Annotated in this window: 20 protein-coding genes, 4 pseudogenes and 1 other annotated feature; of the genes and pseudogenes, 4 read left to right on the forward strand and 20 right to left on the reverse strand. The window is 59.4% G+C overall.

Annotation, left to right across the window (positions count from 1 at the left end; translation table 11 throughout):
* Positions 1-52: 52 nt before the first annotated feature.
* The 11 genes from ACEVQ6_RS21095 to ACEVQ6_RS21145 form a co-directional block, all read right to left on the reverse strand.
* Positions 53-1,966, reverse strand: a complete 1,914-nt coding sequence (locus tag ACEVQ6_RS21095; RefSeq protein WP_374891023.1) for a sodium:solute symporter family protein — start codon at positions 1,964-1,966, stop codon at positions 53-55.
* On the reverse strand, positions 1,963-2,391 hold the full coding sequence (locus ACEVQ6_RS21100; RefSeq protein WP_374891024.1) for a hypothetical protein: 429 nt from the start codon (positions 2,389-2,391) through the stop codon (positions 1,963-1,965). The genes ACEVQ6_RS21095 and ACEVQ6_RS21100 overlap by 4 nt, the downstream gene beginning before the upstream one ends.
* Before the next feature lie 60 nt (positions 2,392-2,451).
* Positions 2,452-4,125: a flotillin family protein gene (locus ACEVQ6_RS21105; protein WP_374891025.1), complete on the reverse strand. Its 1,674-nt coding sequence runs from the start codon at positions 4,123-4,125 to the stop codon at positions 2,452-2,454.
* Positions 4,126-4,173: 48 nt separating this feature from the next.
* Positions 4,174-4,875: a bacteriorhodopsin gene (locus ACEVQ6_RS21110; RefSeq protein WP_374891026.1), complete on the reverse strand. Its 702-nt coding sequence runs from the start codon at positions 4,873-4,875 to the stop codon at positions 4,174-4,176.
* Between the two features lie 47 nt (positions 4,876-4,922).
* Positions 4,923-6,287, reverse strand: a complete 1,365-nt coding sequence (locus ACEVQ6_RS21115) for an ABC transporter permease (protein ID WP_374891027.1) — start codon at positions 6,285-6,287, stop codon at positions 4,923-4,925.
* Entirely contained in the window at positions 6,284-7,681 is a 1,398-nt protein-coding gene (locus tag ACEVQ6_RS21120; protein ID WP_374891028.1) for an ABC transporter permease, read from the reverse strand. Before ACEVQ6_RS21120 ends, ACEVQ6_RS21115 begins: the two co-directional genes overlap by 4 nt.
* Positions 7,678-9,495 carry a sugar ABC transporter ATP-binding protein gene (locus ACEVQ6_RS21125; RefSeq protein WP_374891029.1) on the reverse strand — a complete coding sequence of 606 codons (1,818 nt, stop codon included), beginning with the start codon at positions 9,493-9,495 and terminating at the stop codon, positions 7,678-7,680. Before ACEVQ6_RS21125 ends, ACEVQ6_RS21120 begins: the two co-directional genes overlap by 4 nt.
* An 88-nt stretch (positions 9,496-9,583) precedes the next feature.
* Positions 9,584-10,750 (reverse strand): ABC transporter substrate-binding protein, encoded by a 1,167-nt coding sequence (locus tag ACEVQ6_RS21130; RefSeq protein ID WP_374891030.1) that lies wholly within the window; start codon positions 10,748-10,750, stop codon positions 9,584-9,586.
* A gap of 43 nt (positions 10,751-10,793) precedes the next feature.
* Positions 10,794-11,564: an AttM family quorum-quenching N-acyl homoserine lactonase gene (gene attM / locus ACEVQ6_RS21135; protein WP_374891051.1), complete on the reverse strand. Its 771-nt coding sequence runs from the start codon at positions 11,562-11,564 to the stop codon at positions 10,794-10,796.
* Positions 11,565-11,758: 194 nt separating this feature from the next.
* Positions 11,759-12,607, reverse strand: coding sequence for an alpha/beta fold hydrolase (locus ACEVQ6_RS21140; protein ID WP_374891031.1), 849 nt, complete (start codon positions 12,605-12,607; stop codon positions 11,759-11,761).
* A 28-nt stretch (positions 12,608-12,635) separates the two neighbouring features.
* Positions 12,636-13,025 carry a hypothetical protein gene (locus tag ACEVQ6_RS21145; RefSeq protein ID WP_374891032.1) on the reverse strand — a complete coding sequence of 130 codons (390 nt, stop codon included), beginning with the start codon at positions 13,023-13,025 and terminating at the stop codon, positions 12,636-12,638.
* Positions 13,026-13,195: 170 nt separating this feature from the next.
* Here ACEVQ6_RS21145 and ACEVQ6_RS21150 point away from each other — a divergent pair, with 170 nt between their 5' ends.
* Positions 13,196-14,002, forward strand: a complete 807-nt coding sequence (locus ACEVQ6_RS21150) for an IclR family transcriptional regulator (RefSeq protein ID WP_374891033.1) — start codon at positions 13,196-13,198, stop codon at positions 14,000-14,002.
* Between the two features lie 31 nt (positions 14,003-14,033).
* On the opposite strand, the gene ACEVQ6_RS21155 is transcribed toward ACEVQ6_RS21150, so the two are convergent.
* From ACEVQ6_RS21155 to ACEVQ6_RS21165, 3 genes are all read right to left on the reverse strand, one after another.
* A complete protein-coding gene (locus ACEVQ6_RS21155) occupies positions 14,034-14,816 on the reverse strand; it encodes an IclR family transcriptional regulator (RefSeq protein ID WP_374891034.1) in 783 nt (260 codons plus the stop codon).
* A 72-nt stretch (positions 14,817-14,888) separates the two neighbouring features.
* Positions 14,889-15,848 carry an alpha/beta fold hydrolase gene (locus ACEVQ6_RS21160; protein ID WP_374891035.1) on the reverse strand — a complete coding sequence of 320 codons (960 nt, stop codon included), beginning with the start codon at positions 15,846-15,848 and terminating at the stop codon, positions 14,889-14,891.
* Positions 15,849-16,183: 335 nt separating this feature from the next.
* A complete protein-coding gene (locus ACEVQ6_RS21165; RefSeq protein ID WP_374891036.1) occupies positions 16,184-17,161 on the reverse strand; it encodes an AraC family transcriptional regulator in 978 nt (325 codons plus the stop codon).
* A gap of 163 nt (positions 17,162-17,324) precedes the next feature.
* On the opposite strand from ACEVQ6_RS21165, the pseudogene ACEVQ6_RS21170 reads away from it, so the two are divergent.
* Positions 17,325-17,584 (forward strand): annotated as a pseudogene (locus ACEVQ6_RS21170) (hypothetical protein); the annotation flags it as partial.
* A gap of 172 nt (positions 17,585-17,756) precedes the next feature.
* On the opposite strand, the pseudogene ACEVQ6_RS21175 reads toward ACEVQ6_RS21170, so the two are convergent.
* The 5 genes and pseudogenes from ACEVQ6_RS21175 to ACEVQ6_RS21195 all read right to left on the reverse strand — a co-directional run.
* Positions 17,757-17,933: pseudogene (locus ACEVQ6_RS21175) on the reverse strand (IS481 family transposase); the annotation flags it as partial.
* A gap of 37 nt (positions 17,934-17,970) precedes the next feature.
* Positions 17,971-18,459, reverse strand: a pseudogene (locus ACEVQ6_RS21180) (IS3 family transposase); the annotation flags it as partial.
* Between the two features lie 103 nt (positions 18,460-18,562).
* A pseudogene (locus ACEVQ6_RS21185) lies at positions 18,563-19,305 on the reverse strand (IS3 family transposase); the annotation flags it as partial.
* Positions 18,905-19,021: a sequence feature (AL1L pseudoknot), on the reverse strand. (Overlaps the previous pseudogene by 117 nt.)
* Positions 19,306-19,494: 189 nt before the next feature.
* Positions 19,495-20,439 carry an alpha/beta hydrolase family protein gene (locus ACEVQ6_RS21190; protein ID WP_374891037.1) on the reverse strand — a complete coding sequence of 315 codons (945 nt, stop codon included), beginning with the start codon at positions 20,437-20,439 and terminating at the stop codon, positions 19,495-19,497.
* Positions 20,440-20,478: 39 nt separating this feature from the next.
* Entirely contained in the window at positions 20,479-21,237 is a 759-nt protein-coding gene (locus tag ACEVQ6_RS21195) for an SDR family oxidoreductase (RefSeq protein WP_374891038.1), read from the reverse strand.
* A gap of 97 nt (positions 21,238-21,334) precedes the next feature.
* Here ACEVQ6_RS21195 and ACEVQ6_RS21200 point away from each other — a divergent pair, with 97 nt between their 5' ends.
* The gene (locus ACEVQ6_RS21200; protein WP_374891052.1) at positions 21,335-22,237 is read left to right on the forward strand and encodes an AraC family transcriptional regulator; all 903 of its coding nucleotides are present in this window, start codon (positions 21,335-21,337) and stop codon (positions 22,235-22,237) included.
* Positions 22,238-22,249: 12 nt separating this feature from the next.
* Here ACEVQ6_RS21200 and ACEVQ6_RS21205 read toward each other — a convergent pair whose 3' ends face one another.
* Entirely contained in the window at positions 22,250-23,140 is an 891-nt protein-coding gene (locus ACEVQ6_RS21205; protein ID WP_374891039.1) for a LysR family transcriptional regulator, read from the reverse strand.
* A 102-nt stretch (positions 23,141-23,242) separates the two neighbouring features.
* On the opposite strand from ACEVQ6_RS21205, the gene ACEVQ6_RS21210 reads away from it, so the two are divergent.
* Complete coding sequence (locus tag ACEVQ6_RS21210; RefSeq protein WP_374891040.1) at positions 23,243-24,112, forward strand: SDR family oxidoreductase; 870 nt, start codon at positions 23,243-23,245, stop codon at positions 24,110-24,112.
* Positions 24,113-24,141: the final 29 nt, after the last annotated feature.

The raw sequence follows: 24,141 nt of genomic DNA on the forward strand, positions 1-24,141 counted from the left end.
GGTCTCGGCGCTTCGACGTCGGTGAAGCGTGTGTTTCTATGGCTTCGACCGCTCAGTGGCCGAAGCTGAGAACCGTCAGAACCACGAGGGTGAATCCGACAGCGATGGCCACAAACAGTGCCCTCAGGCGTTCGCGTTCGGAGAGGCTCTGATCCGGGCGAAGACGAGCGGGCGGCTGATATGGGGGGATTGCTTCGCTGTGCGGGCTTGCCATCTCCATCTTGTAAGAGAGGAACCAAACGAGCCCAAGCCCGGCAACCCACGAGGCGAGGCCCCACCCCCACAACGAAGGCATGCCGAGTGCCCAGTCTCCATCCGCCTTGTTGAATGCATAGTTTCCGAAAATCAGGCCGGGACCGGCGGCAAAGAAGAGCCACGCGAGCGAAATCGACCAGGCTGTGGAGCGAAGCGATCGGACACGCCCCGCCGGCCGAAGGATGCCGTAAAGGAAGCGGCGAGCCTCCTGCGCCTCGTCGCCAAATGCGCGGCGTTGTGTAAAGGCGGAGACCAGCATTGTGACCAGCAGGTTGGCAACCATTCCCCAAGCTGCGGAGGTCATCGTCCAAGGAGCGCGGCCCCAGGGGAGTTCAAGGCCAAACGCGGAGAGCACGGCGATGCCGAACGGTTCGGTAAGCAGCACCCCGGCGATCCCGAAACCTACGCCGGTCACGACACCTGGCCGGGTGAACCAGCGAAGCCATGTCATCCCCAGAAGGGGGGTCCAGAGTTGAAATGAAAGTGGAAGGGCGAGGGAAGCCAGCATCGATAGCGTTATAGGTGTCAGCACCTGCATCAAGCCCGAAGCAAGAACGAGAAACACGATGGCAACGCGCGTCACGGTCACCGTATCACGCCGTGACAGGCCGCTGTGAAACCAGGGTTTGTAGACGTTGCGGATCAACGTCTCGCCTGCGGACAGAAGCGCGAGGCCGGCCATCAGTTGAACACCCGCCAGCAGCCCGATGAAGAGCCATGCCGAGAACCATGGGGAGACCGAAGCCAGAAGGCCGGAAATATTCTTCGACGGATCAATGAGCGCCGCGGCGCCAAAACACGCCACGCAAAGCGCGATCATGAATCCAAAAGCCCCAGCCATCACCCAGGTCTGTCCCGCCGCGATCGCCTTCGGGCTTTTCGTCGAAAGAACCACCTTGATCGCCATCGGGCTGGACTGCAGTCCCATGAGCGCGAACACCATGGCCAAACTGGCAAGCGCTGTTCCCTCATGACCGGCTGAGGCCTCGCGCCCAACACCGGCCGTGAACTGGATCACCCCTGAAACGATGAATTTTCCGCCGGTCGCAGGGTCAGCCGCGAGCTTCAGAAGCCCGGCGTTCAATGCGCTGAACCCGCCGAGCTGCAGAATGGAAAACCCCGCGAAGCCAACGATAGCGGCGCCGGCCAGCACGGTCTGAACAGCGCCGAGATATCCGACGGACCTCATTCCACCGATTACCACGTAACCGATGAGGATGAAGCCGAGGACGGCCGTTGCGGCCGGTACAGAGACAGCGTTGTCGGTCAGCAGTCCGACGAGCCGGGAAAGCGCGGCCATCTGGATGCCGGCGAATGCGACGGCGAACAGGGTTGCAATGACAGCCGAAAATGCCACAAGAAATTCCGAATTCCAGTATGTCCGGAGCAGTTCGCTCAGTGACGAGAGCTGGAAACGCTGACCGAGAAGCCATAGCCGCTTGAAGAAGAACACACCCGGAAGCGCCAGAGCGATGCCAGCCTGGAGGATCGCGGCGAGGCCGAATCCATTTCGACCGATTTCCTCGCCGCCAACCAGAACAGCCCAACCGGAGATGCTTGCACCCGACAGAACGAGTGCCGAAATCCATGGCGGCAATGAATGACTTGCGGAAAAATATGTCTGGTAGTCTCCGTTGGCCCGGGCCGCGATGCGCGCCCAGTAGAGGGAAGCGGCGGCATAGAAGAGAATGTAGAGAGGCAACCACATCATTTGCCAGGCTCCCTTTCAGTCATTGGCTTGATATGGAAACGGGAGAACGCGCCGCGTAGGCCGTGCCGCGTCAAGAGGTAGGCAAGGAAGCCCGCCGCCAGGACTCCAAACAGTGTCAAACCCGAATAGTAGTTGGTCATGGTGAGAGAGCCGCCGGCCGCAGCGGCGACGAAGATAAGTCCGAGAAGTCCGTATGCGCCGATACCCAGCGCGGCTTCTCCAGGTGAGAAGCTTGTGTCGAATATGCCGTTCACGATGATGTGGGCGACAAATGCCAAAACGATGACAAGGACACCTGCTGAGGAAAGGAGCCAGGAATCGGTTTTCATACCTTCGAGGAAGATGCCCAGACCCAGAAATCCGAGCACCGCCCAGATTGCAAAGATGAGGATGGAACGTTCAACGACGGGAACTGGCGATGTCATTTGTGTTTCCTGCGCTCCGACGGGATGTTTGGGACCGGGCGGAAACCCGGTCCCTTTTGCTTAATTGGCCCGGCCCTTGCCGCCGGTCCGCGGTTCCGGAGCGGAAGGTTCCGAGTAGACGACCTTCGAAAGGTCGTTCAGCGTATGGGCCCGATGTACCGTGTCTCCGCTCAACCCGATCTCACCCAGCAAGGTGTCGACAAAAGGCGCTTGTGTCCGATAACGGAGGGCCGAACTGACCACCTGCTCGGCGAGATTGCCGTCGCGCGGAGGAAGGCCGTCCGCACCGACCGTCACGCCGGTCCCGCCAGCAGTCCCCGACAATCCAGGCAGACCCTCGACATGCATGATCTTGATGCCTTCGATCTTCTCCATCGGCTTGACGCTTTCGCGGATAATTGCCGGGAGGTTTTCGACAAGCGCTTTGTGGAGGGCCGAACGACGAGATGCATCGGATCTGAGGTTCTCCGCAGCATTCAGCTTTTCCTTGCCCGCCGCCTCGACACGCAGACGCTCCTCGAGAGCCGCGACCGCAATGCGATCGGCATCCGCGCGGTCCTGGGCTGCAGCCTTTTCGGCCTCCGCGAGGATACGAACCTTGGCCGCTTCCGCTTCGGCCGCTCGCTGCGCATCGATCAACTCGATCGCCTTCTGACGATTGGCGATCTCGGTGTCGCGGATTGTCTGCACACGCTCCTGCGCCTCGACCATGGCGGCTCGGGCGGTTTCGGCCAGGGCCTGGGCCTCCGAGCGCTCCTTGGACTTTACGGAAACGGCGATCTCGCGGGCCTGCTCTTCGATCTGCGTCACTTCGCGGCGCTTGATCTCGAGCATTTCGACCTGCCGCTCCATGTCGATGCGCGCCCGCTCCACGGCTTCACGCTCACGAAGCCTGACAGCTTCCGTTTCCCGTTCACGCGTCGCGTTCTCGGCCGCGATCACGGATTTCTTGGTCGCCCGTTCGATCGAAACCTCGGCTTCATGCGCGAGACGCGCGTACTCGCTGTCACGCTGGATAGCGAGACTCTTCTTCTCGGCCTCGAGGTTCTTGGCGCGGATTGCGACATCGGTGTCCTTCTCGATGTCGTTGCGCTTCTTCTTCCGGGATTCGATCTGCTCGGTGAGCCAGGTCAGACCTTCGGCATCGAACGTATTGGAGGCGTTGAAGAGCTTGATGTCGGTCTGGTCGAGCGACGTCAACGAAACGGATTCGAGTTCGAGACCGTCGAGCGTGAGGCTCTCAGTGACCTCTTGCTTGACTTCCTTGACGAAGGCCTGCCGATTTTCGTGGATCTGCTCGAGCGTCATCTTCGCGGCGGCACCCCCCATGGCATCGACAAACCGGCCCTGGATCAGGTCCTTGAGCTGTTCGGCGTTCATGGTTCTGTTGCCCAGGCTTCGAGCAGCCGTTGCCACTGCTGCATCTTCGGGCGACACACGAACATAGAATTCGACGGTCAGTTCGACGCGCATGCGGTCCTTGGTGATCAGGGACTTTTCTCTGGCCCGCGTTACTTCGAGCCGGAGCGTATTCATGTTGACTTCCGTCAGATCATGGAGGATCGGCAGCACGAGCGCTCCGCCTCCCATGACGACCTTCTCACCACCGAAACCGGTACGCACGAAGCTGACATCCTTCGTGGAGCGGCGATACAGCCAGTGCAGAAGGTAAGCGGCCACGGCGATAACGATCGCGGCCAGGATAATGATGGCAATTACGTCTGCACCCTTCATGGACGTCTTCCTTCAGAATGAGCAGGGGTTGCGGGCAAGCGATGAACTTCAGACATTCTTGGTCTCCTCCGAGACGAGGACACCGGTCGCAAGAATCGCGACCCCGAAGGCCATGCGGTTGAGAATGTCGGTAACGTTGTAGGCCACCGAGAGGCTGCCATCGTCGGCCATGCCGGCGAAGGCGGTCAGGAAGTTGCCGAGCGGATAGATCGCCCAGCCGATGGTGACGATGAGCCGAAGCCAGAAATAGCCGCGGCGGAGGTGGTCGCCGGTGGATGCGCGCACGACATCGTCCATGCGCCCGAAGTAGAGCTCTCCGAGTATGTAGAGCCAGAAGACCAGACCGATAAGGAAGGCCAGCGTCGGGTGCATGAATTGTGCCTCGCCAAGATATCTGACGAAGACCATGAGCACTGCGACCACGATCAATCGCCAGAAGAGGCCAGCACCAAGTTTGCCTGCAGTTATGGCCATGAAATACAGCGCCATTACCTGGATCGGCATCGAAACCGCCCAGCCGACATAGTGGTAGACGATTGGAACGCCGCCACCCGCGAGCCAGGCACTCCTCGCCTCGAATGCCGCCGGTATACCGATGAGTGCGGCGATCGCGCAGAGTGCAACAGGAAGTCGCCAGTTGCGTCCAACCCAGGCTGTTCCCAGGAGCAATAGCACCGTGGTAGCGGCCAGACCAAACAGGGCAACCGAATAGCTCGCCGCTGTGAGATCCGTTGTCTGATAGACGGCCATCTTAATGTCTCCCTTCGCGGAAATACGTTCGCTTCATGCAAACCTCCTCAAATCTGCGTTCTGATGTGCGGGGAACGGGCGTAGAGCGCTACCATCGGCAGAATGAGCAGGCCGAAGATGAACTGTTGCCACTTGAAATCGAGGCCGATGCCTACGAGGAAGCTGGAGAGCACCTGAAGGACGAGCACCCCGATGACGGTAAAGCCGTAGCCACCTGCGCCGCCGAGAAGGGACGTTCCCCCCACGACCACTGCGGCCAAGGTCAAGAAGAGGTATTGGTCACCGACCCCGATAAAGCCGCCGCCGGACCAACCCAATAGGAGCCCGCCGGTGAGAGCTGCGAAAAAGCCGGAAAGTGCGTAGACAATGACCCAGTAACGCAGTTCGGAAATCATGATGCGGCTGGCCGACGTGCGGTTGACGCCGAGGGCGTACAGATAGCGTCCATACACGGTCGTCCTCAGTCCGACGATCAGAAGGATCGCGATCACCGCCCAGATGGCGATCACCGGCGGAAAGGGCAGACCGAAGGTCGATCCGTTCATGGCGGAGAAATTCGACAGCCAGGCAGGTACCGTGCCGAAGACGTTTCCGGAGTAGACAGAACCGATTGACGTTATGATCTGCACGCCGCCAGAGATCGCGAAGCCCGTCCCAAGCGTAACGATCAGGGCTTGTCCTTGCAGGCGATAGCTCAGCAGACCGTTGATAACACCGAGCAATGTGCCGATCGAAAGAACGATAATCACGGCCAGCCACGTCGGGACCCCAAGGCCAATGAGATAGAGCAACCCGACATTCGCGCCCCCGATGATGAAGGGAATCGACAGGTCCAGTCCCCCCAGCAGTGCGACCAAGGTCTGCCCGATCGAAGCGATGCCAAGGAACGACGCAAACAGGAGCATCGACTTGATGTTGTTGCCCGAAGAGAACCCTTCGATGTTCATGGATCCGACCGAGAACAGACCCGAAAGGACCATGATGCCGATGAACGCCGATCTGTTTTGCTGGAACTGCCGGCCAAGCGTCCTGGTAAGGACGAGGATGACAAGAAGAATGATGAGCGAGATCACGTTCCAGATGTTGAAGAACGCTTCGACAGTCAGAGAAAGCAGCAGAAACGCTAGCAGGATCAGGCCCAGCCCCAACAACTGCCAACGATACTGAAGCCACGCCTGTCGTAGCGGACTTGGGCCGTCCGTCTGCCTTGGCTCGGCGTCAAGAAACTGGCCTATAAGGTAGCGCCACGCCCAGTAGAACAGCACGAGCGTCGCGATCGCCGACAAAATGATGATCTGGACCGAAATCGCCTGAGCAAAACCGAAACCGACACCGATCACGGTAAGCACAATGCCGATGACCAGACCGAGAATTCGGGCTGGAAGGCTGAGTTGAGGCAGCTTGTCGATCATTTTGTCACCTCAGTCTGCGTGGTGGATACACCCTCAGCGATCGCGTAAGCCCCTGCGAGTGCGAGGGCGGCGACGACAACCGCGACAGCGGGACCGATCGTGCGCCGGTTCGATTGGCCGATAGCCAAGCGGACGAACACGGCGACGATGATCAGGATGATCGATGAGAACACGAAGGGAGCGGACGCCAAGCGCAAGGCTTCCGTCTCTTTTGAAAGCGATGCTGTTTCGAGCGGCGCGATCAGCGAAGCCTGCAGGTCGAAGGGACCCGGCACATAAGCGCCTACCGCGCCGAGCGAGCCGTAGTCGAACGTCGCGTGAAGAATGATGCCGAGAACAACGACGGACAGCGCGACGAAGTAGAGCAGCGGCGAGAAGTTGCGGATGTAGCGCTGGATGACGGGAATAAGTAGCGTCAACAGCAAGGAGACGACCAGAATGACGCCGTACGCCAAGTTTGTAACAAAACTCTGGACCGATCCGAAATTGAACGACGAAAGCACGTATGTGATCAGATAGAGGTTCAAAGCTCCCAAAGCCGAACCGAACACCCCACCCCGGCCGCCGCCAAGAGACGCTCCGCCGAGAACGAGAGCCGTCACCGCGATGAGGGTATAGGTGGTGCCTTGGGACGGATCGCCAGACGAAATGAGAGCCGTGAAGCAAATCGATGCGAGGCCGGCAAAGCAGCCGGAAATCAAATGTGCGCCAATCCGGACGATTGTAATGGGTACGCCGGAGGTGTAGGCGGCACGTTCGTCCGAACCCATCAATCGCAGGTGCGTGTAAAAGGCGGTCGCGGTGAAAAGAAGCCAAGCTGCCGTCGCCAGCAGGAGAATGACAAGGATCGGCGAAAAGATGTCAATGCCGAAGCCCCATTCTTCCATGAACGCAGGGGCCATGCCGCCCGGTCTTGGGAGAATGACGAGATTGATGCCCGAGAGCGCCAGATATCCCGAAAGAGAGACAATGATCGGCTGAACTCGGACATAGATGACGATCAGCGAAAACAGCAACTGGTAGGCCGCGCCTACGCCCATGCAATAGAGGAATACCGGGATCGGGTTTTCGAGAAGACCGCCCGCATGAAGCTGGATCATCGTGACGTTGATGAAGCCAATCAGCGGACCGACGGACAGGTCAATCGTCCCGCGGCCGGCGATGGTCGACGCCATCAGGGCGTAGGTCGCAAGGATCAGAGGCGTGACGACAATGATTGCCGCGCCGATGCCCGACGCGCTCATGAGGCTCGGTGTTCGTAGAACGGCAACCGAAAGAAGCGCAAAGAACAGGGTAATGGGCATCAACAGAAACGGATTGGAACGCCCGCCCTGCGCTTCGGCCATGACGGACTTGGCTGTCGTGGATATTGTGGTGGGGACGGAAGCGCTCATGTCCGGATCCCCTGACGTTTGGCGCCGCGATCGTCGAATTCAACGACCCGAATTGACTTGGGGGTGAGTTTGTTTTCGGATGGCGGAAGAGGAACCAGGCGTTCCGTAGGTGCCGGCCCAAACATCGGGATTGTATCCCCAACCCTCAGCATGGCCTTTATTTCAGGTGGGACCTGCACCGTAACGCGCACGCCGTCCCCGATCGAAGCAACAGCCTTGTCTCCGGAAATCCGGTGCGGTGAAAGACCGAATGGTGCGGTGAGCCCGGCGCCGGCCGTCTGGCCGAACATGGCCTCAAGCACCCTTTTCGGATCCAGGCTTCTGCCGTCAAAGGCATCGAAAGGAGTGCCGTTACGGAAGACAATGACGCGCGTCGCAAAACCAAGGAATTCCTCGATTTCCGACGAAAGATAGACAACCGCCCTGCCTTCGTCGGCAAATGTCCGGAGGTGCTTGTAAAGCTCGCTTTTGGCCCCGACATCGATACCGCGCGCGGGATCGTTAAGAATAATCACGTCGGGTCGCATCGCGAAACCGCGGCCGATCAGAACCTTCTGCTGATTGCCGCCAGAGAGCGAGGTGATCCGGTCTTCCTTGACCCCGAACTTGATAAGCAGGTTCTCCGCCTCGCGCTTGAAGATCGTGCCAAGCGTTCCACGATCGACAAATCCAAGGATTCCGCCCCGCTTCTTCTCGCGGTATAGCGGCATCACCATGTTTTCGAAGATCGACAGAGATGCAAAGATCCCTTCGCGCTTTCTGTCCCCGGACACGTACGCAATCTTCCCTTTTACGGCCTCGGGCAGATTGCGCACCGGCGACCACGCCCCGTTGCGGGAGGCCACCTGGACCAGTCCGCTAGACGCGGGGATCACGCCGGCAAGGACCCGAACAAAGGCATCCTGCCCCTGTCCATCAAGGCCCGCGACACCTACGATCTCGCCGCGTCTCAAATCGAAATCGAACGTTCTACCGTTCCGCCAAACGGCGACATTGCGGGCCTTCAGAGCGCGTTCGCTCGTCTTCGGGATCGGAGCGACCGTTGCGCTGTGTCCACTGCGGTCCTCACCGGTCATCAGCGCGAGAAGGTTCTTCTCGGTGATGTCCGCCTTTTCAAGGACGCCGACATCGCGTCCGTCGCGAAAGACGGTGGCGCGGTCGGAGATGCGCACGAGTTCCGCGATCCGATGCGTAACGATCAGGATTGTCGTTCCTCGGTCCCGCAGGCCGCGCATCCTGGAGAACAATCGCTCCGTGGAATCAAAGTCGAGTGCCGCCGAGCTCTCATCGAGAATGAGGATTTTCGGTTCCGACAGCAGAGCCCGCGCGATCGTAATCCATTGCTTCAGGCCAAGCGGCAGAGTTCCAACAAGAGCGTGAGGATCGACCGGCTCGCCGGCGAGCTCCTCCATCAGTTCAGCGGCGCGGCTGACTTTTCGTTCCTGGGATAGTGTCTTTGTGAAGAGGCGATCCGCACCCATGAAGATGTTGTCGACAACGGAGCTTTCGTCGGCGACCAGAACCTCCTGGTATACTGTAGAGATGCCCAACGCCCTGCTTTCAGCAGGTGTCGAGGGTGTCTCGCCCAGAATTGACACAGACCCGCTGTCGATGGGAAGCACACCGGAAACCACCTTGGCCATCGTGCTCTTGCCACATCCGTTACCGCCGACGATGGCATGGATCTCGCCGGCACGGGCGGAAAAGGATGCGCCATCGAGGGCCCGCGTCGGCCCGAAATATTTCTTCACGCCACGAACAACGATCGTGTCTCGCGGTGCGATCTGGGTGGTTTCTGTGGCGGAAGACATCATGATTCATCCCGTCCGCGTGAAGCGACGACCAAAATGGATTCGATTGTGAAAATTGAGGTGGGGTCGCATTCGCGCGCCCCTGTCCCTCTCACGGCTTGTAAGCGCGCGGGTCCGCCGGGCGAAGGAAAAAGTCATCGAGATATGACGGGTCGTAGCCCCAACCCTTGGCGCCGACCTTCAGCCACTCCGCGCTATCGACCGAGCAATCTTCGTTCATGAACTTCTTGAGGTCCTCGAACGTGATCTTGACAGGATCGACCAGGATGGACTGGACCTTCGGCCCCTGTCCCTGCAGCGTGCGCATCATGACATGCCACATCAGCCCCATATCGTCGGCCGGCGGCCACAGTTGGAATGACGTGTTGATGTAGTCGGGGTTCTTGCGCCAGTAGCACAGGGCCCCCAGCTCTCCGCCGATGGCGACCGGGATTTCACCGCGTCCAGCTTGCTGGACGGCGCGTAAGACGCCCATTTCCGCGGCGGATTGGACCACAATGCCGTCGAGCTTCCCCGGGTTTGTTGCAAGCCACTTCTGAACCTCTCCCTGTGCGATCTGGTCAGTCCACATGCCGGCGACCGAGCCAACCACCTTGATATCGGGCGAAGTCGCGAGGCCTGCGAGCACGCCGCGGTTCTGGCTGTCTGAACCTGATGTTCCGGGAATGCCTTCCACGACAAGAACATTACCCTTTCCGCCGAGTTGTTCGACCATCGCCTTGCCGATTTCGTAGCCGCCCACCTGGTAGTTGACCGACGAATTGATCGCGTATTCGGACGTGAGGTAGCCGGTCATTGAAAAGACCGGAACGCCCTTGGCAGCCGCATATTTGACGGATGCGTTCAAGGCGGTGGGGTTCGAGCAGCAGAGAATGATCGCGTCGACTCCTTGGTCTACGAGCTGACGGATCTGTTGAATCTGAGTCGAGTCGTTAAGGTTCGATTGCGTAACGACAAGCTCCGAAAGCAGGCCAAGTTTCTGCCATTCCGGAACGATCTCGTTCTGCAACTCGTTCATTGCTGCTGCGCGCCAGGTGTTGCCTGCATAGGAGGAAGCATAGCCGATCTTCCAGGGCGGGCCCTTCTTCGCCTTGAAGTCACGCCACTTGCTCACGCCAATCGGCTGAGCCGGATCGAGCATATCCTTGTTGTAGAGGCGCTGGACGACTTCGGGCTTGAGCTCGTCGAGTCCCTCCGCCAGCGCGGTCGTTGTGAGCGCTCCCAGCACTGCTGCTGCATACGCGAAAGTCTTTAGCATATTTTACTCCTCCAGTTGATATGCGTTCGTTGCGGTTGATGCGTCAGTCGTAGAAATCGTGCGGTGCTTTTCGAACGCCCGCCCAGGCCTGTGGATCATGACCTGTAATGACGGTAGCGCCCGTCGCCGCGGCGATGCGGTGCAGCTTGGCCACGGAGTCCGCCGCTTGCGCAGAAGAAACGACGAGGCCGGGCAGGGCGCGGTTCTCCCAGTGGTCCTGCGTGTAGGCGGCATCGATGGTGAGCAGAATCGGACCACTCTTCGGCAAGGTGATCAGAAATGACTGGTGACCAGGGGAATGGCCGGGCGTGAAGATCATCCGGACCGTACCGTCCCCGAACAGATCGTAGTTGTCGGTGACCTCCCCGCCGAGGAATTTCCAATTCAGTCCAGGGCGATCAAAGTCGGCACGGATATACGCTCCCGCGGAAAACCAGTGTGGTTTCAGCGCGTAGTCGTATTCGCTCCTTTGGACAAAATACTGGGCACGGGGAAAGCGGCCGATAGCTCCGGTGTGATCCAGATGCAGGTGCGATTGCAGAACGTAGCGCACGTCATGGGGAGCCACATCGACCATTTTGAGCTGATCGACGCAGTTCTCGGACATAGCCATGATGGGGTCGTATGCCTCCACGACCCTGCCCCAATGACCATGCTTGTCGATGGCGACTTCAATCGCGTTGCCACCATCAATCACGACGTTGCCCTGCGGATGCTTTATAAGGAACCATGGCACGGGGATTTCGATATCGCCGTCGCCCTGATTCATTTTGATGTACTTCACCTTCGTTCGAAGGGTTCCGGTTTGGAACATATGCAATTCGATCCCCGAAGACTTGCGCCGGGATCGCGGCGCGTCCTTCGCGGCCGGGGAGAACTGGGGACGGGGGGCCAGAGCCGAGCCACTGGTCTTCGACGACGCCGATTTTCCGTCGGCCTCGACACGGCGCCCTTTTTCATCAAACTCGATGATCTTCATAGGTAAGCCTCGTTGTCGCTATTCGTCGCTCAGGTGCGCTCGTCGATGATGCGGAGGGCCTCTTTGAGGTACACCGCAAACAACGGATAGTTTTCAGACATCGGGAAATGGCCGATGTCTTCCATCTCGATGTAGATGCCACCGGGAATCTGCCGGGCGGTATTTTCGGTCGCCTCCGGGGGTGTGAGGTAATCGTAGGTGCCAGTCATCATGATTACCGGGCAGCGCTTCGTATCGATGTTCTCGAGTTTCCCGCGAAGGTCGTGATCGATGGAGTAGAAGTAGAGGTCTCCTTTGAAGACCTCCGAGCCCTGGCTGTAGTAGTGCCAGGTCAACCAGCGATCCATGTCAGGGCTTTGGGGAGCCATGAGATCCCAGACACCGCTTGCGCAGACCTGCGCTGCGTTCGCATGCGGATGCCGCCACCAGTCGAGATAGAAGCCAGGTGCATGTTCCGCGGCCTCGACCGGAATGACAGCGCGGAACTTGTCGGGATGATGCAGCGCAAGCTGCAGTGCCACGTTTCCGCCGAAGCTCGAACCCATGAAGATCGGGCGATCGAGTTCCAGTGCTTCGGACAAGGCGATGATAAAGTTCATGTAGTGGCTGGCGGTGAGCGTATACTCTTCCTTCCACCACTCACGGTTCAGCGGCGGATCGGACTTGCCGTGGCGCGCGAGGTCGTAGGCGATGATGTCATAGTCCTTGGTGATGGACTCGTCTTCGAGGAGACCACGCCACTGGTGGTTATGGCAGCCTGCGGTGTGCTGGCACATCACGGGAACACCACTCCCGTTTCGAAGGTAGAACACCTTGTATTCGTAGCCGTCCACGTTGATCGTGACGTAGCGGCCGATGACAGGAGAATGCTTAGCCATTCAGATATTCCTTAACGTCAAACGGGCTTCAGACTGGTACGCCGACTTTGCGCAGGAGTTCGAATTGGACGGTGAAGTTGCGCAGGTTCTGCATCATCACGAGGATGTTTCCCTCGATCTTCAGGTCGCGTCTGAAGCTGGCGGACCAGATTCCGTGGTACATCGGGTCGGGAATGGGCTTGGCGAACTCGCGCCACGTCGCAGGGCTTGCCCGGAGCGCGAAATCGAAGGCATCGAGCGGCTGAGGATCGGTGTTGATCCGATATGTTTTTCCGTCGATCATCTCGACGATGATCTTCTGCGTCCCCATGTCCCAGAGGAACGTGCAGGTGTAATAGCGCGCCATCGCCCCTATCGTCGGATCGCGATCGGTCGCCTCCCCGAACTTCACGGCCCAGTCGCGGACGTTCAATGCCATGCAAACCTCCCAAAGAAGCACGACTACGAAATGATTGAGCCAGAAATCTGTCTACATCTCGATATTCGTTCACTATGTTGAACACTTTTCGATAGACAGGACGCTAATCGTTGGGCTATACGGCTGTCAAGAGGAAAACTTGGCCGCAAATGACAAGTTCGGGAGGCGTCATGGATTCACTGAAAAGCAAGTCAAACCCCGTACCCGCACTCGAAAGAGGCGCTCGAATTCTCGACCTGGTGGCACGGTCCCGGAGCTTTCTCAGCCTGTCCGAGATTTCCCGCGAGTTGAAAATCGCGCGGAGTTCGGTCCATACCTTGTGTCACACACTGATCAATCTCGAGTTGCTTATCCGTCGCAGTGATCAAACGTTTCAGCTCGGCCCGCATGTGATGAGATGGTCGAACGCTTTCTCGCTTCAGTCTGACGTTGCGACTGAATTCGCATCGATCTGGGATCATGAAACGGAATTGCCGGGAGCAACCATCACTCTCACGGTGCTGGAAGGCGCGGAAGTGATCTATATTGCCGCTCGCAATTCCGCATGGAGCAACACTCGGATTGATTTCCGCACGGGAATGCGTCTACCGGCGGCGTTCACGGCGACCGGGAAGGCCTTTCTCAGCCATATGAGCGATTTTGAAGTTCGTCGACTATATCCCGAGGGACTACCTCCCGTCCGGACTCCGAGGAGCGTTCAAGATGTCGACAACCTGCTTAAAGAACTCCAGGAGATCAGACAGAGGGGGTATAGCTGCGACGACGAGCAGGTTGCGGAAGGGATTGTCTGCTTCGGAGCAGCGGTTCTGGATTCCCGAAATCGCCCGATCGCCGGCGTTGCGGTCAGCTTGCCGAACGAGTCGGTCGACGAAGGTGTTCAAAAGAAGGCGATCGCAAATGTGAAGCGCATCGCCACGCAGCTTTCCCATCGCATGGGAGCGGATCTGCACGGTCCAACCAATCCGGTGCGGTCCTAGAGGCCGCCAAGGAAGGTAATCTCCCACGATCTCAAATCTGGATGTCGGCTCCCATTCGACGTGAAAGTCGTTGTGCCAGTGACGCGACGACCGCGGAAATTTCTTGAAAGGCCTGGCCTTCAACGAGTTCGCTCGGAGCACTCAGCATCACGGCTGCAAGAGGTTTGTTGACCGCGTTCATTACCGGTGAACTGACGTTGGTCACCCCCTCGATACATTGGCCGACCTCGTGGAACACTCCCTCCGCGCGTCCTTGACTCAATTCCTTCAAAAGGTCTTCGACCCCGCCAATCGACTTATCTGTGAGAGGAGCAGGAAAAAATCCTGCGCACATCCGCCGGACCTCGAAATCAGGAGACAGCGAAAGAACGGCCTTGCCGGAGGCTATGTACACCAGGGGGAAACGCATGCCGGGACGTGCCGCGAAACGGTTTCCAGCGACGGCCTGCCGGGCGGCGATAAAGACCATATCGGCATTTTCCGGTACCGAAAGAGATGCTGCCGTATGTTCCGGGATGGAAATCTCGTCACAAAGCAGGGCAAATTCAGTGGCGACATCTGTCTGCCGATCGAAACCGTTGGACCAACGGAGGACGTGAGGACCGACCACGAAAGTCTGATCGGACCGCCGGACAAGCAATCCCAGCTGTACCATCGTACCACAGAGTCCATGCACGGTGCTCTTGGGAAGACTCGTCTCTCTGGAGAGCTCCGAAACAGTAAGGGACCGCTTCGATGAACTCACAATATCCAAAATCTCGGCAGCCCTTTCGACTGCCGGGACCAGCTTTTGCAACGACTTGTCTTGATCCATGGCACACCAGCATCCGTTTCACCCAGCTATAGGTATCAACGGCACTGAAGACAACCGGTAGAAATGCTCTGTCTAGGCTGGAAACAACCAGGCTGGCGCTTCGTCTTGAACCAGAAGCGGACGCGCAGGAACACTTGATCGGACGACCTCCGGCACAGACCTTTTCGAGGTCGGCCTGAGAATGGTTTTATCACTTGTCACCACCGATGGGACGACCGCGCCGCGCGCTTGTTCCAGTTGCCGTCGGATGAGCATGACGATTTGCTGAGGATTGTCGAGGTGAACGAAGTGTCCTGCGTTCTGCAGCGTGATCCAGCAAACCTCGCCTTGCACGCAGGCGGTTATCGCAGCCGCCTGATCAATGCTGAGTAACTCGTCCCGTGCGCCTTGTATGAAAGTGAATGGAATGGAAACACCGCGGAGGAACCTCGTGGCATTCCAATTCGTCGCGCACTCCCATAGGCGGTCTTCCCGCCAGCGAAGGAAGCGTGTTTCCGGATCTTTGACGGATGCAAAGTTCGCTAGAGACTGCGGCCCGTCGGCCAGCGAAGACATGGATTCGAGCGCTGCTCTAAGGTATTCGTCGGCAAAACCATAGGCCGACAGACCAACGACACTGAGTGCCCTGTCGGGGAACAACCCCGCGAAGATCAGTGCAACAGATGCTCCGTCGGCATGTCCTACCAAGTGCGCGGCTTCAATACCGAGTGCGTCCATCAGAGCCGGGACGGTATTGCTCGCCTCAAAGAACAAAGGATCCGAAATCCCTTCGCGGACGCATGGCGTTCTCCCGCAACCGGGTCGGGATAAAGAAACGAATCGCAGGTCGGGTTTGAGTGCGTCCAGGTCGAGCGCAATATTGTTAAGTGATGACCAGTCGCCCAGACCGTGCGGCAAAAGTATCAGCGCTGGGCCGTTGGGGTTCCCAAATTCGGCCACCTCGATATCGCCCGCTCCTGTCTTAACGAGCTGGGGTGTGAGCCATTGCTCATCACGCGGATCCGGTTTCAAATTCCCACGAAATTGTCTCATGACGTAGCCTCCCAACTGCGTCCAATCCTCCCGCAAGACGGCTCCGCCGCCTGCGCTTGCCGCCGGCTGCGATCCTCTCCGCAGAAGCAGCACCAGTGTCGTCGGCTTTCCGTCCTCCGGAAGTTTCCTCCCCCTGGAGCGGCTCCCCGGCCTACAGCCGTACAACCCTGTCCCGAAGTCTATGGCGATTGGAAAAGACCGCAAATTCCGGCATTGCTCTGTCGATGGCAATTCTTGCTGTTTTGAACAGCATGCCGGCCAGTATGAACGTCGACAAAGAGAAGCCCTTCGCGCGAGCGCGATAAAACGGACCTTCTCGGAGACGGGACTCCGGTTCAGTGCTGGCTGCGATATTGGGTTGGCGACAAGCCGACGGACTTTTTGAACGCGCGCGCGAAGTTCGGTCCGGACGAGAAACCGGTGGAGAATGCCACATCCTCGACGGTGATGCTGGGATCGGTCAGAAGTGACTTGGCCCGCGCCACACGAAGGTCTGTGAAGTACTGTACCGGCGCGCTTCCAGTCGCGAGTTTGAATGCCCTCGCGAAATGGTAGATGCTCAGGCACGCCACACCAGCGAGCTCCTCAAGGGTCACGTCGTTGCCGAGGTTCTGGTACATGAACTCGAGCACGCGGTTTAGCCGGGCGTGATCCAATGCACCCGCCGCTTTTCCATCGATGTATGAACCAGACACATTGCCAGGTACCTGACGCGTGTAGTGCTGAAGCATGCGCGCGGCGAGCGCGAGAGCGAGAGAATCGAGAACGATCCGGCCCGCGGAATGCTCGGCCTGCAGTTCTTCGGCGATCGCCAAGCCGATATGCTGAACCAACGGGTCAAAAAAACCGCCGGTGTACATCAACCCGGAATCGACCGAGCTGCTGTCGGAACTTTCCAGATTTCCGAACAGGTTCTGGGGCAAATAAAGGTGGAGCATGTCCAAGGAGCCGGAATGAATATGGAGATATTTGACCGCCACTCCCCGTGGGCAGATACATGCGGATCCCGGACGGGAAAGGAATTTCTGTTCCGGTCCATCCGCCCGCCTCCTGATCTTGGCGAAGCCCGAAAGCGCTATGATGACTTCATTCACCTGCTGTACGAAGGCCGTGCAGTGAAGGTCTTCGTGTCGCCGGACTTCCGCCGCAACCGAACTTCCCCATCCCCGATCAACAGATGAGGCTATCAACCTGCTTCCGCCAAGCTCGTATTTGCTGCCGAGCATGACCCCAGGTTTGTTTCCTGACCCGAGAAATCCGGTTTCTCGCGCGGGGTTTGGCGCGATGTAGCTGGCATGGGGGTTACTCGGCATCTGCAATTATCCTCCCCGATCGTCGCCTTCACGGACGGCAGCCGCCCCTCCCCGAGCGAAATCACTGCCGACGTGCCTATGTGAACACATCGTGACATAGATATATGGAACCGTTCGCGGAGAGTCGAGACTATCGTCATCCAATTGGGTAGCGCGCCTTGACATTTACGGCGGTGCTGACCGGCATGGGCCCGACCCGCCGCCCGACGTTGCAACGTCCCGCTACGCACGCCATCGTTTTCCCGCAGGGATCGTTCGGCTGTATTTCCGGCCCCTCCGAGCCTGCATCAAATTGAGGATTTGCTGGCCGAGCGCGGGATTGAAGTCCCGTTCCAGACCGTCGCGGAATGGGCTGCCAAGTTCGGCCGAAACGATGCCCGTTCTGTCCGGCTGCGTTCAAGGGGACGTTTCGCCGACACATGGCAACAGAGCCGGCTCGGGAAATCCGCGCAGCTAGGATAAGGGGAATTTCCGCCCGACTTCGGCCTAGAGACCGGGAACAGGAGAGACCATGACGAGACGACTGCGCCGAAACCATAGCCAGGCTTTCAAGACGAAGGTGGCACTTGCCGCCATCCTCGGATGTTCAGTCCCGACCTTTGAGGGTCTTCACACGGCGGCCGAAATTGCGGGCTGCGACAAAATCTTTCAGATGCGTTCGTAGCCGGTCATGGTCGTCGGAGTGGAAGCGCTTCACGCTTGCCTCCCTGATGGCGCGGTTCATCTGTTCGACCTGACCATTCGTCCGGGGATGTTTTGCCCGGGTCAACTGAACCGCACCGAGTTTACCGGAGACCGTTTGGTTTAAGTTATGCGGCCATGGCTGGCGCGTCCAGCACGGCATAGTATCGTTCTTCTGCCTCGGCTGGGGGTATGTTGCCGATGGGCTCCAGAAGGCGTCGATTGTTGAACCAGTCCACCCATTCGAGCGTGGCGAACTCCACGGCTTCGTAGTTGCGCCATGGTCCCCGGCGATGGATGACCTCGGCTTTGTAAAGGCCGTTGATCGTTTCGGCGAGCGCGTTGTCATAGGAATCGCCAACGCTACCAACGGAGGGCTCGATGCCTGCCTCTGCCAATCGCTCAGAATAGCGAATGGACACATATTGCGAGCCGCGGTCCGAGTGATGAACCAGCCCGCCACGTTTGACGGGCCGCCGATCATGAAGTGCCTGGTCGAGGGCATCGAGCACAAAGCCCGCGTGGGCAGTCCGGCTTGCCCGCCAACCGACGATCCGGCGGGCGAAGGCATCAATGACGAAGGCCACGTAAACGAAGCCCTGCCAGGTCGCAACATAGAGCATTTCCAGCCGAAGCGTGATCGCTTCGGCGTCGGAAAATACGGTAAAAACAAGAGCATAGAGCGTTGAAGGTGATCCCAAGATCACCAGAAATGCTCTAGGTGAAATCGGATAACCACAGCATGTTCGGCGCGGGAGCGTAGAACTGCCGGTTCACCCGATCGAGCGGATGTGGCGCGGTCTTGTCACTGACCGTCGTGCGGATCGGTTTGCCGCGAATTATGCCCTGTAGCCCCATTGCCTTCATAAGCCGAGCGACTGTGCAGCGGGCGATGTCGTAACCTTCGCGTTGCAACTGTCGCCAGACCTTGCGCACGCCATAGACCTGGAAGTTCTCGTTGAACACCCGGCGTATCTCGACCTTCATGGCAATGTCGCGTCGAGCGCGGGCCGACAGACGGTCCACATCCGTGCGCTTGGCGATGACCTCATAATAGGTGGACGGGGCAATCGGCAGCAGTCTGCAAATTGGCTCGACCCCGAGCACCGAGCGGTGTTCGTCGATGAAGGAAATCATCGCTTCAGTGGGCGGTCGAGCACCGCCATCGCAAAATACGCAGAGGCTTTGCGCAAAATCTCGTTGGCCTGACGAAGCTCGCGGTTCTCCCGCTCCAGAGCCTTCATCTTCTCGGCGACGTCACTCGGCAGGCCAGCTCGCTTGCCGCTGTCCACCTCAGCCCTCTTCACCCATTCATTGAGCGTATGCGCCGAGCAGCCGATCTTGGCGGCTATGGAAGACACGGCCGCCCACCGCGAAGGATGCTCTGCTTCATGATCGACAACCATTCGAACGGCGCGGGCGCGGACTTCAGGAGAAAACTTGTTCGTCGTCTTGCTTGTCATAGACCCTACTTCTCACGAGTTGGAGTCTCCGGCAAACTCGGCGCGGTTCAGAAGAGACCGTGGCAAGCTAGCCGAACGTCAGGATCTGCCGCGCTACCCGCGGATCCTGCAGATCGCATCGAGCGCCAGTACATGGCGCCCGATGTCTCATCACTGGCGCGGCTTCAACCGAGCCACCTGCCTCTGCGGCTACAGCTGCTTCTCCGTGACCGTCGCAAGCGGGGCGGCTTCGCTTTCAAGTGCGAGGCACGCTCTCGGCCAAGCGCCTTCGTCCGCGCCGAGTGCGCTTTGAAGCCAGGCGAGCGTCAGACGCCGTGTCGCTTCCAGCACGTCTGGTGTTTCCGTCTCCGTTTCCTTTGCGTCGAGCGCTGCGATCCCCCCGAGACCATGCCCGACGCCGTGCATCATCAGCATGGCGACCGCGCCTGGCGCGTCATGAAACACGTCTGCATGCCACTCAGGGCCGCGCGTCGTAAAGTGCGGGTTGTCCATATCACCGCAAACGACGAGGCCGCGTGTCGAGAGCGTCGAGAAGTCGACGTCGAAGAACGGAAACCGCAAAGCACTTTCAGGCGTCATATCCTTACCGCCACGCCCCGGCGTTGTCAGGAGAACGCCTGCCGAAATGCGTGGATCGGAAAAATCCTCTCCATCCACCTGCGCGCCGAGCAGGAGCCCAACCGTGTGGCCGCCGAAGGAATGACCGACTGCGCCGATGCGCGAATGGTCCATCCGGCCGGCGACGGCCGGCGCTTGCCGCTCGATCTCCGGCAACTGGTCCAGGATCGCCATCATCTCCTCGACACGCTCACGCCAGAAGAACGGTGCACCGGGTGCATCCGAGGGCAGGCCGCCCACCCGCGAACTCGCATGCGTCGGCTGGATGACGACGAACCCTCTCTCCGCCCAGAACTGGACAAGGGGAGCGTAACCGTCCTTTGAAGGGATATAGTTGGAAGGGCCGTAGCCGTGCGACAGCAGCAGGATCGGCAGCTCGTCGCCGCTTGCGGGCGCGGTCAGACGCAATTCGAGCGTCTGGCGCCCTGGCATCGGAAGGCGTATCGGCGTGTAGGCCACGGTGAGCGTGGCTTCAGGCGTTGGAATATGCTTGGCGAGATTGATCAGATTGTTCATGGGTCTGGACCTTCAAGGGTGGATTTCGGATGGTGATGTTCAGGCGAGTCGATTGCCCGCCTCGCGGAACGAGGTTTCCGCGTCAGCGCCGGCGGGGATCTTCATCGGCGCGTTGATCTCCGTCACAGACCGCCAGACCGCCTCTGCAACCGCGTCGGCCGTGGTGACTTGCGCGCCCGAACGCAGCTTCGTCATGTAGTCGTTGACGAAGGCGGCATATGGCTCGGGAATTTCCATGCCCATGCGCGAGACAGCATTCTTGCCGAAGCCGGTCGTCGGCGCCGAGCCAGGCAAAACAAGTTTGGCGCGAATGCCAAACAGTGCCGCTTCGAGCGCAAGGCTCTCCGTGAATGCGTTGAGGGCCGCCTTGCTGGCGCTGTAGACCGAGAGCGCGGGCAACGGCCTTATCGTGACGGCGGAGCTGACATTGACGATGACGCCTGAGCGACGGGCCCGCATCTGCGGGAGTACGGCTTTGGTCATCGCCATCGCACCGAACACGTTCGTTTCGAACAGTTCGCGGATCTTCGACATCTCCGAGCCTTCCAGCACATTGAGCATGCCGACGCCGGCATTGTTGACCAGCGCATCGATTGGGCCGGCGGCTTCGATAGCCTTCGCGATGCTATCCGGGTTCGTGATATCGAGCGGCAGGATTTCGAGCCGGTCGTTCGACGGAAGCAAGTCGGTTCGCGGCGTGCGCATGGTCGCGACGACATGCCACCCGGCATCTACGAATTTCTGTGCGATGGCGAGGCCGAAGCCGGATGAGCAACCGGTGATGAGGATCTTTGGCATGTTCTTTCTCCTGACATTTGAATGAGCTGAAGATGGACCTGATCGCCCGGACTTGCTATATGCGCATGTCCGAGAGTGTTTAGCGAAAGTCCGAATGATGACCGACCCTGTCGCCGAAGTTGTCTCACTACTCAAGCCAAGCCCGTCGATCTCGAAGCTGGTCACGGGCGGTGGCCAGTGGCTGGTTGAGCGCACGGAGATTGGAAGCCCTTTCTACTGCGCCGTGGTCGAGGGCCGTTGCCTGATGACGATCGCCGGTCGTGACCCAATGGTGCTCACTGCAGGTGACTTCGTCCTGGTCCCAAAGATCTTCTCGTTCACGATGAGCAGCATGGAGCCGCCGCCACGCGGCGCCCTTGCACAACGTCTGGAAACCAGCCCCGGTGTGTTTCGCCTGGGCGACCCGGAGGCGCCGACGGAGATCAAGGCACTGGTCGGGCATTGCGCGTTCGGCTCGGATGACAAGGCTCTTCTCGTATCGCTGCTGACGGAGGTCATCCATGTTCATGGTGAAGAGCGACTGATGACTCTCGTCCGAATGATCAATGAGGAGACGCGAGCTGACCGTGTCGCGCGTGAGATGGTGCTTCACCGGTTACTCGAAGTGTTGTTCATCGACGCGCTACGATCAGCAGCCAACGCCAAAGCGCCGCCGGGCCTCCTGCGGGGCATGGCAGATCCGATGCTGGCACCAACACTGCGCCGGATCCATGCAGATCCGGGTCGCAGCATGACGGTGGAAACGCTTGCCCAAGAGGCTGCGATGTCTCGCTCGACCTTCTTCGATCGTTTCCGCAAGGAAGTTGGGGTAGCACCGATGGAATACGCGACGGGATGGCGTATGGTACTGGCAAAGGAGTTCCTCCGCGAGGATTTACCCATAGCGGACATTGCCGAGCGCGTCGGCTATGGATCGACCAGCGCCTTCAGCGTTGCCTTCAATCGGCATGTAGGGATGCCGCCTGGTGCCTATTCGCGCGCTGTTGCTGCTGCGGTTTAGCGCGTCCGATCCTTATCCGCCGATATAAGCGGCCAGTTCTTCGGGTGTTCCCTTCGGGAAGGCCTGCTTCAGGAAATCGAGGAAGGCAGAGACCCGCGCGCTCAGGAGACGCCGCGACGGGTAAAGCGCCCAGAGCGCGATCTCGGAGCCTTCGATGTCGCCCCAGTGCTGCAATGTCCCATCACCGATATCGTGGCTGACCAGCGAGATCGGCAGGCGTGCGGCCCCGACGCCTGCCCTCACCGCATCCCGAACCATAATGAGGGACGACAGGACGAGGACGGGATCGACCCTGATCTTAGCAGGCCCTTCGGAGGTCATGACATTCCAGGTCTCCGCGCCTGCCCCTCCCCGGACGACGCACGGGACTGATTGACCGCCCTTCGGGCGGGCGAGATCGGGACGTGCCACGACAACCAGGCGATCATGGAGAAAGGCGCGACCGACGAGGCTTTCGTCAGGCGCGGGGTTGACGCGGATCACGAGGTCATACCCCTCCTCGATCATGTCGACGGCGCGATCTTCCGTGGTGATTTCAAGTCTTACATCCGGGTATTTCAGCGCAAAACCCGCGGCGATCTTTCCCATCGCGGTCTGCGACAAGAGGAGTGGCGCACTGATCCGCAATCGGCCGCGGGGCTTTTCCGCACCGGAAGCAATCGCCGCCGCAGTTTCGTCCAGCTCGGTCAGCAGGCGGGCTGTCCGCTCGGAAAGCGCGCGCCCTTCTTCCGTAAGTTTCAGCGTGCGCGCGCCGCGTTCGAACAGCCGAAGCTGGAGGGCCGCCTCCAGTTCCGCCACGCGCCGCGACAGGGTTGCCTTCGGCCGCCCGGTGGCGCGCGCCGCTTTGCCAAAGCCGCCATGGCGCGCGACGAGGTTGAAGTCGGCAAGAGCGAGCAGGTCCATAGTGTTCCACCTGTGGGACAGTGCGTCTAAATTGACCGTCTATCGGGCCAACAGTGAACCATCCATATTCGGGGTGTCAAGCAAACAACCGGAGACACTCCCATGACCATCCTTGTTACCGGCGCCACAGGCAATATCGGCGCGCAAGTCATCCAGCACCTCGTCAACAATGGTGCAGACGTTCGTGCCCTTGTCCGCGACCCCTCCAAGGCAGACTTCCCGGCAGGTGTTGCCGTCGTGAAGGGCGACTTCCTCGACGTGGACTCGATGCGCGGCGCATTCGACGGCGTCTCTACGCTCTTTCTCCTGAACGCTGTCGTACCGGACGAATTCACCCAGGCTCTGATCGCCCTCAACGTGGCGCGGTCGGCTGGCATCGAGCGCATCGCCTACCTGTCGGTGATCCATGCCGACGTCTACGTGAATGTCCCGCACTTCGCCGGCAAGTTCGCCGTGGAGCGCATGATCGAGCAAATGGGCATGGCCGCCACGATCCTGCGGCCGGCCTACTTCATCCAGAACGATTTGACGATCAAGGATGTCATCACCGGCTATGGCGTTTACCCGATGCCGGTGGGTGACAAGGGCCTCGCCATGATCGACGTGCGTGATATTGCCGAGATCGCTGCCCTGGAACTGCTGCGTCGCGAACAGGCTGCACAGCCCCTTCCCCTCACCCGCATCAATCTGGTCGGCCCCGAAACACTGACCGGAGCGGATATCGCTTCCATCTGGTCGAACATCCTGGGACGCCCCATCAGCTATGGCGGTGGCGATACAGCGGCCTTCGAGCAAAACCTCAAGCAGTTCATGCCCGCCTGGATGGCCTACGACATGCGCATGATGGGCGAGCGGTTCCTGACCGACGGCATGCTGCATGACGAGGGGGACGTCGAGCGCCTGACGGCTCTGCTCGGCCGCCCGCTTCGCTCCTATCGCGCCTTCGCTTTGGAAACCGCGGCCTCCGCCTGAGGCAGGCCGCCCCACATCTCACAACAAGG

The organism is Ensifer soli (assembly GCF_041928815.1).
In the GTDB taxonomy this organism is placed as follows: domain Bacteria; phylum Pseudomonadota; class Alphaproteobacteria; order Rhizobiales; family Rhizobiaceae; genus JBHFEI01.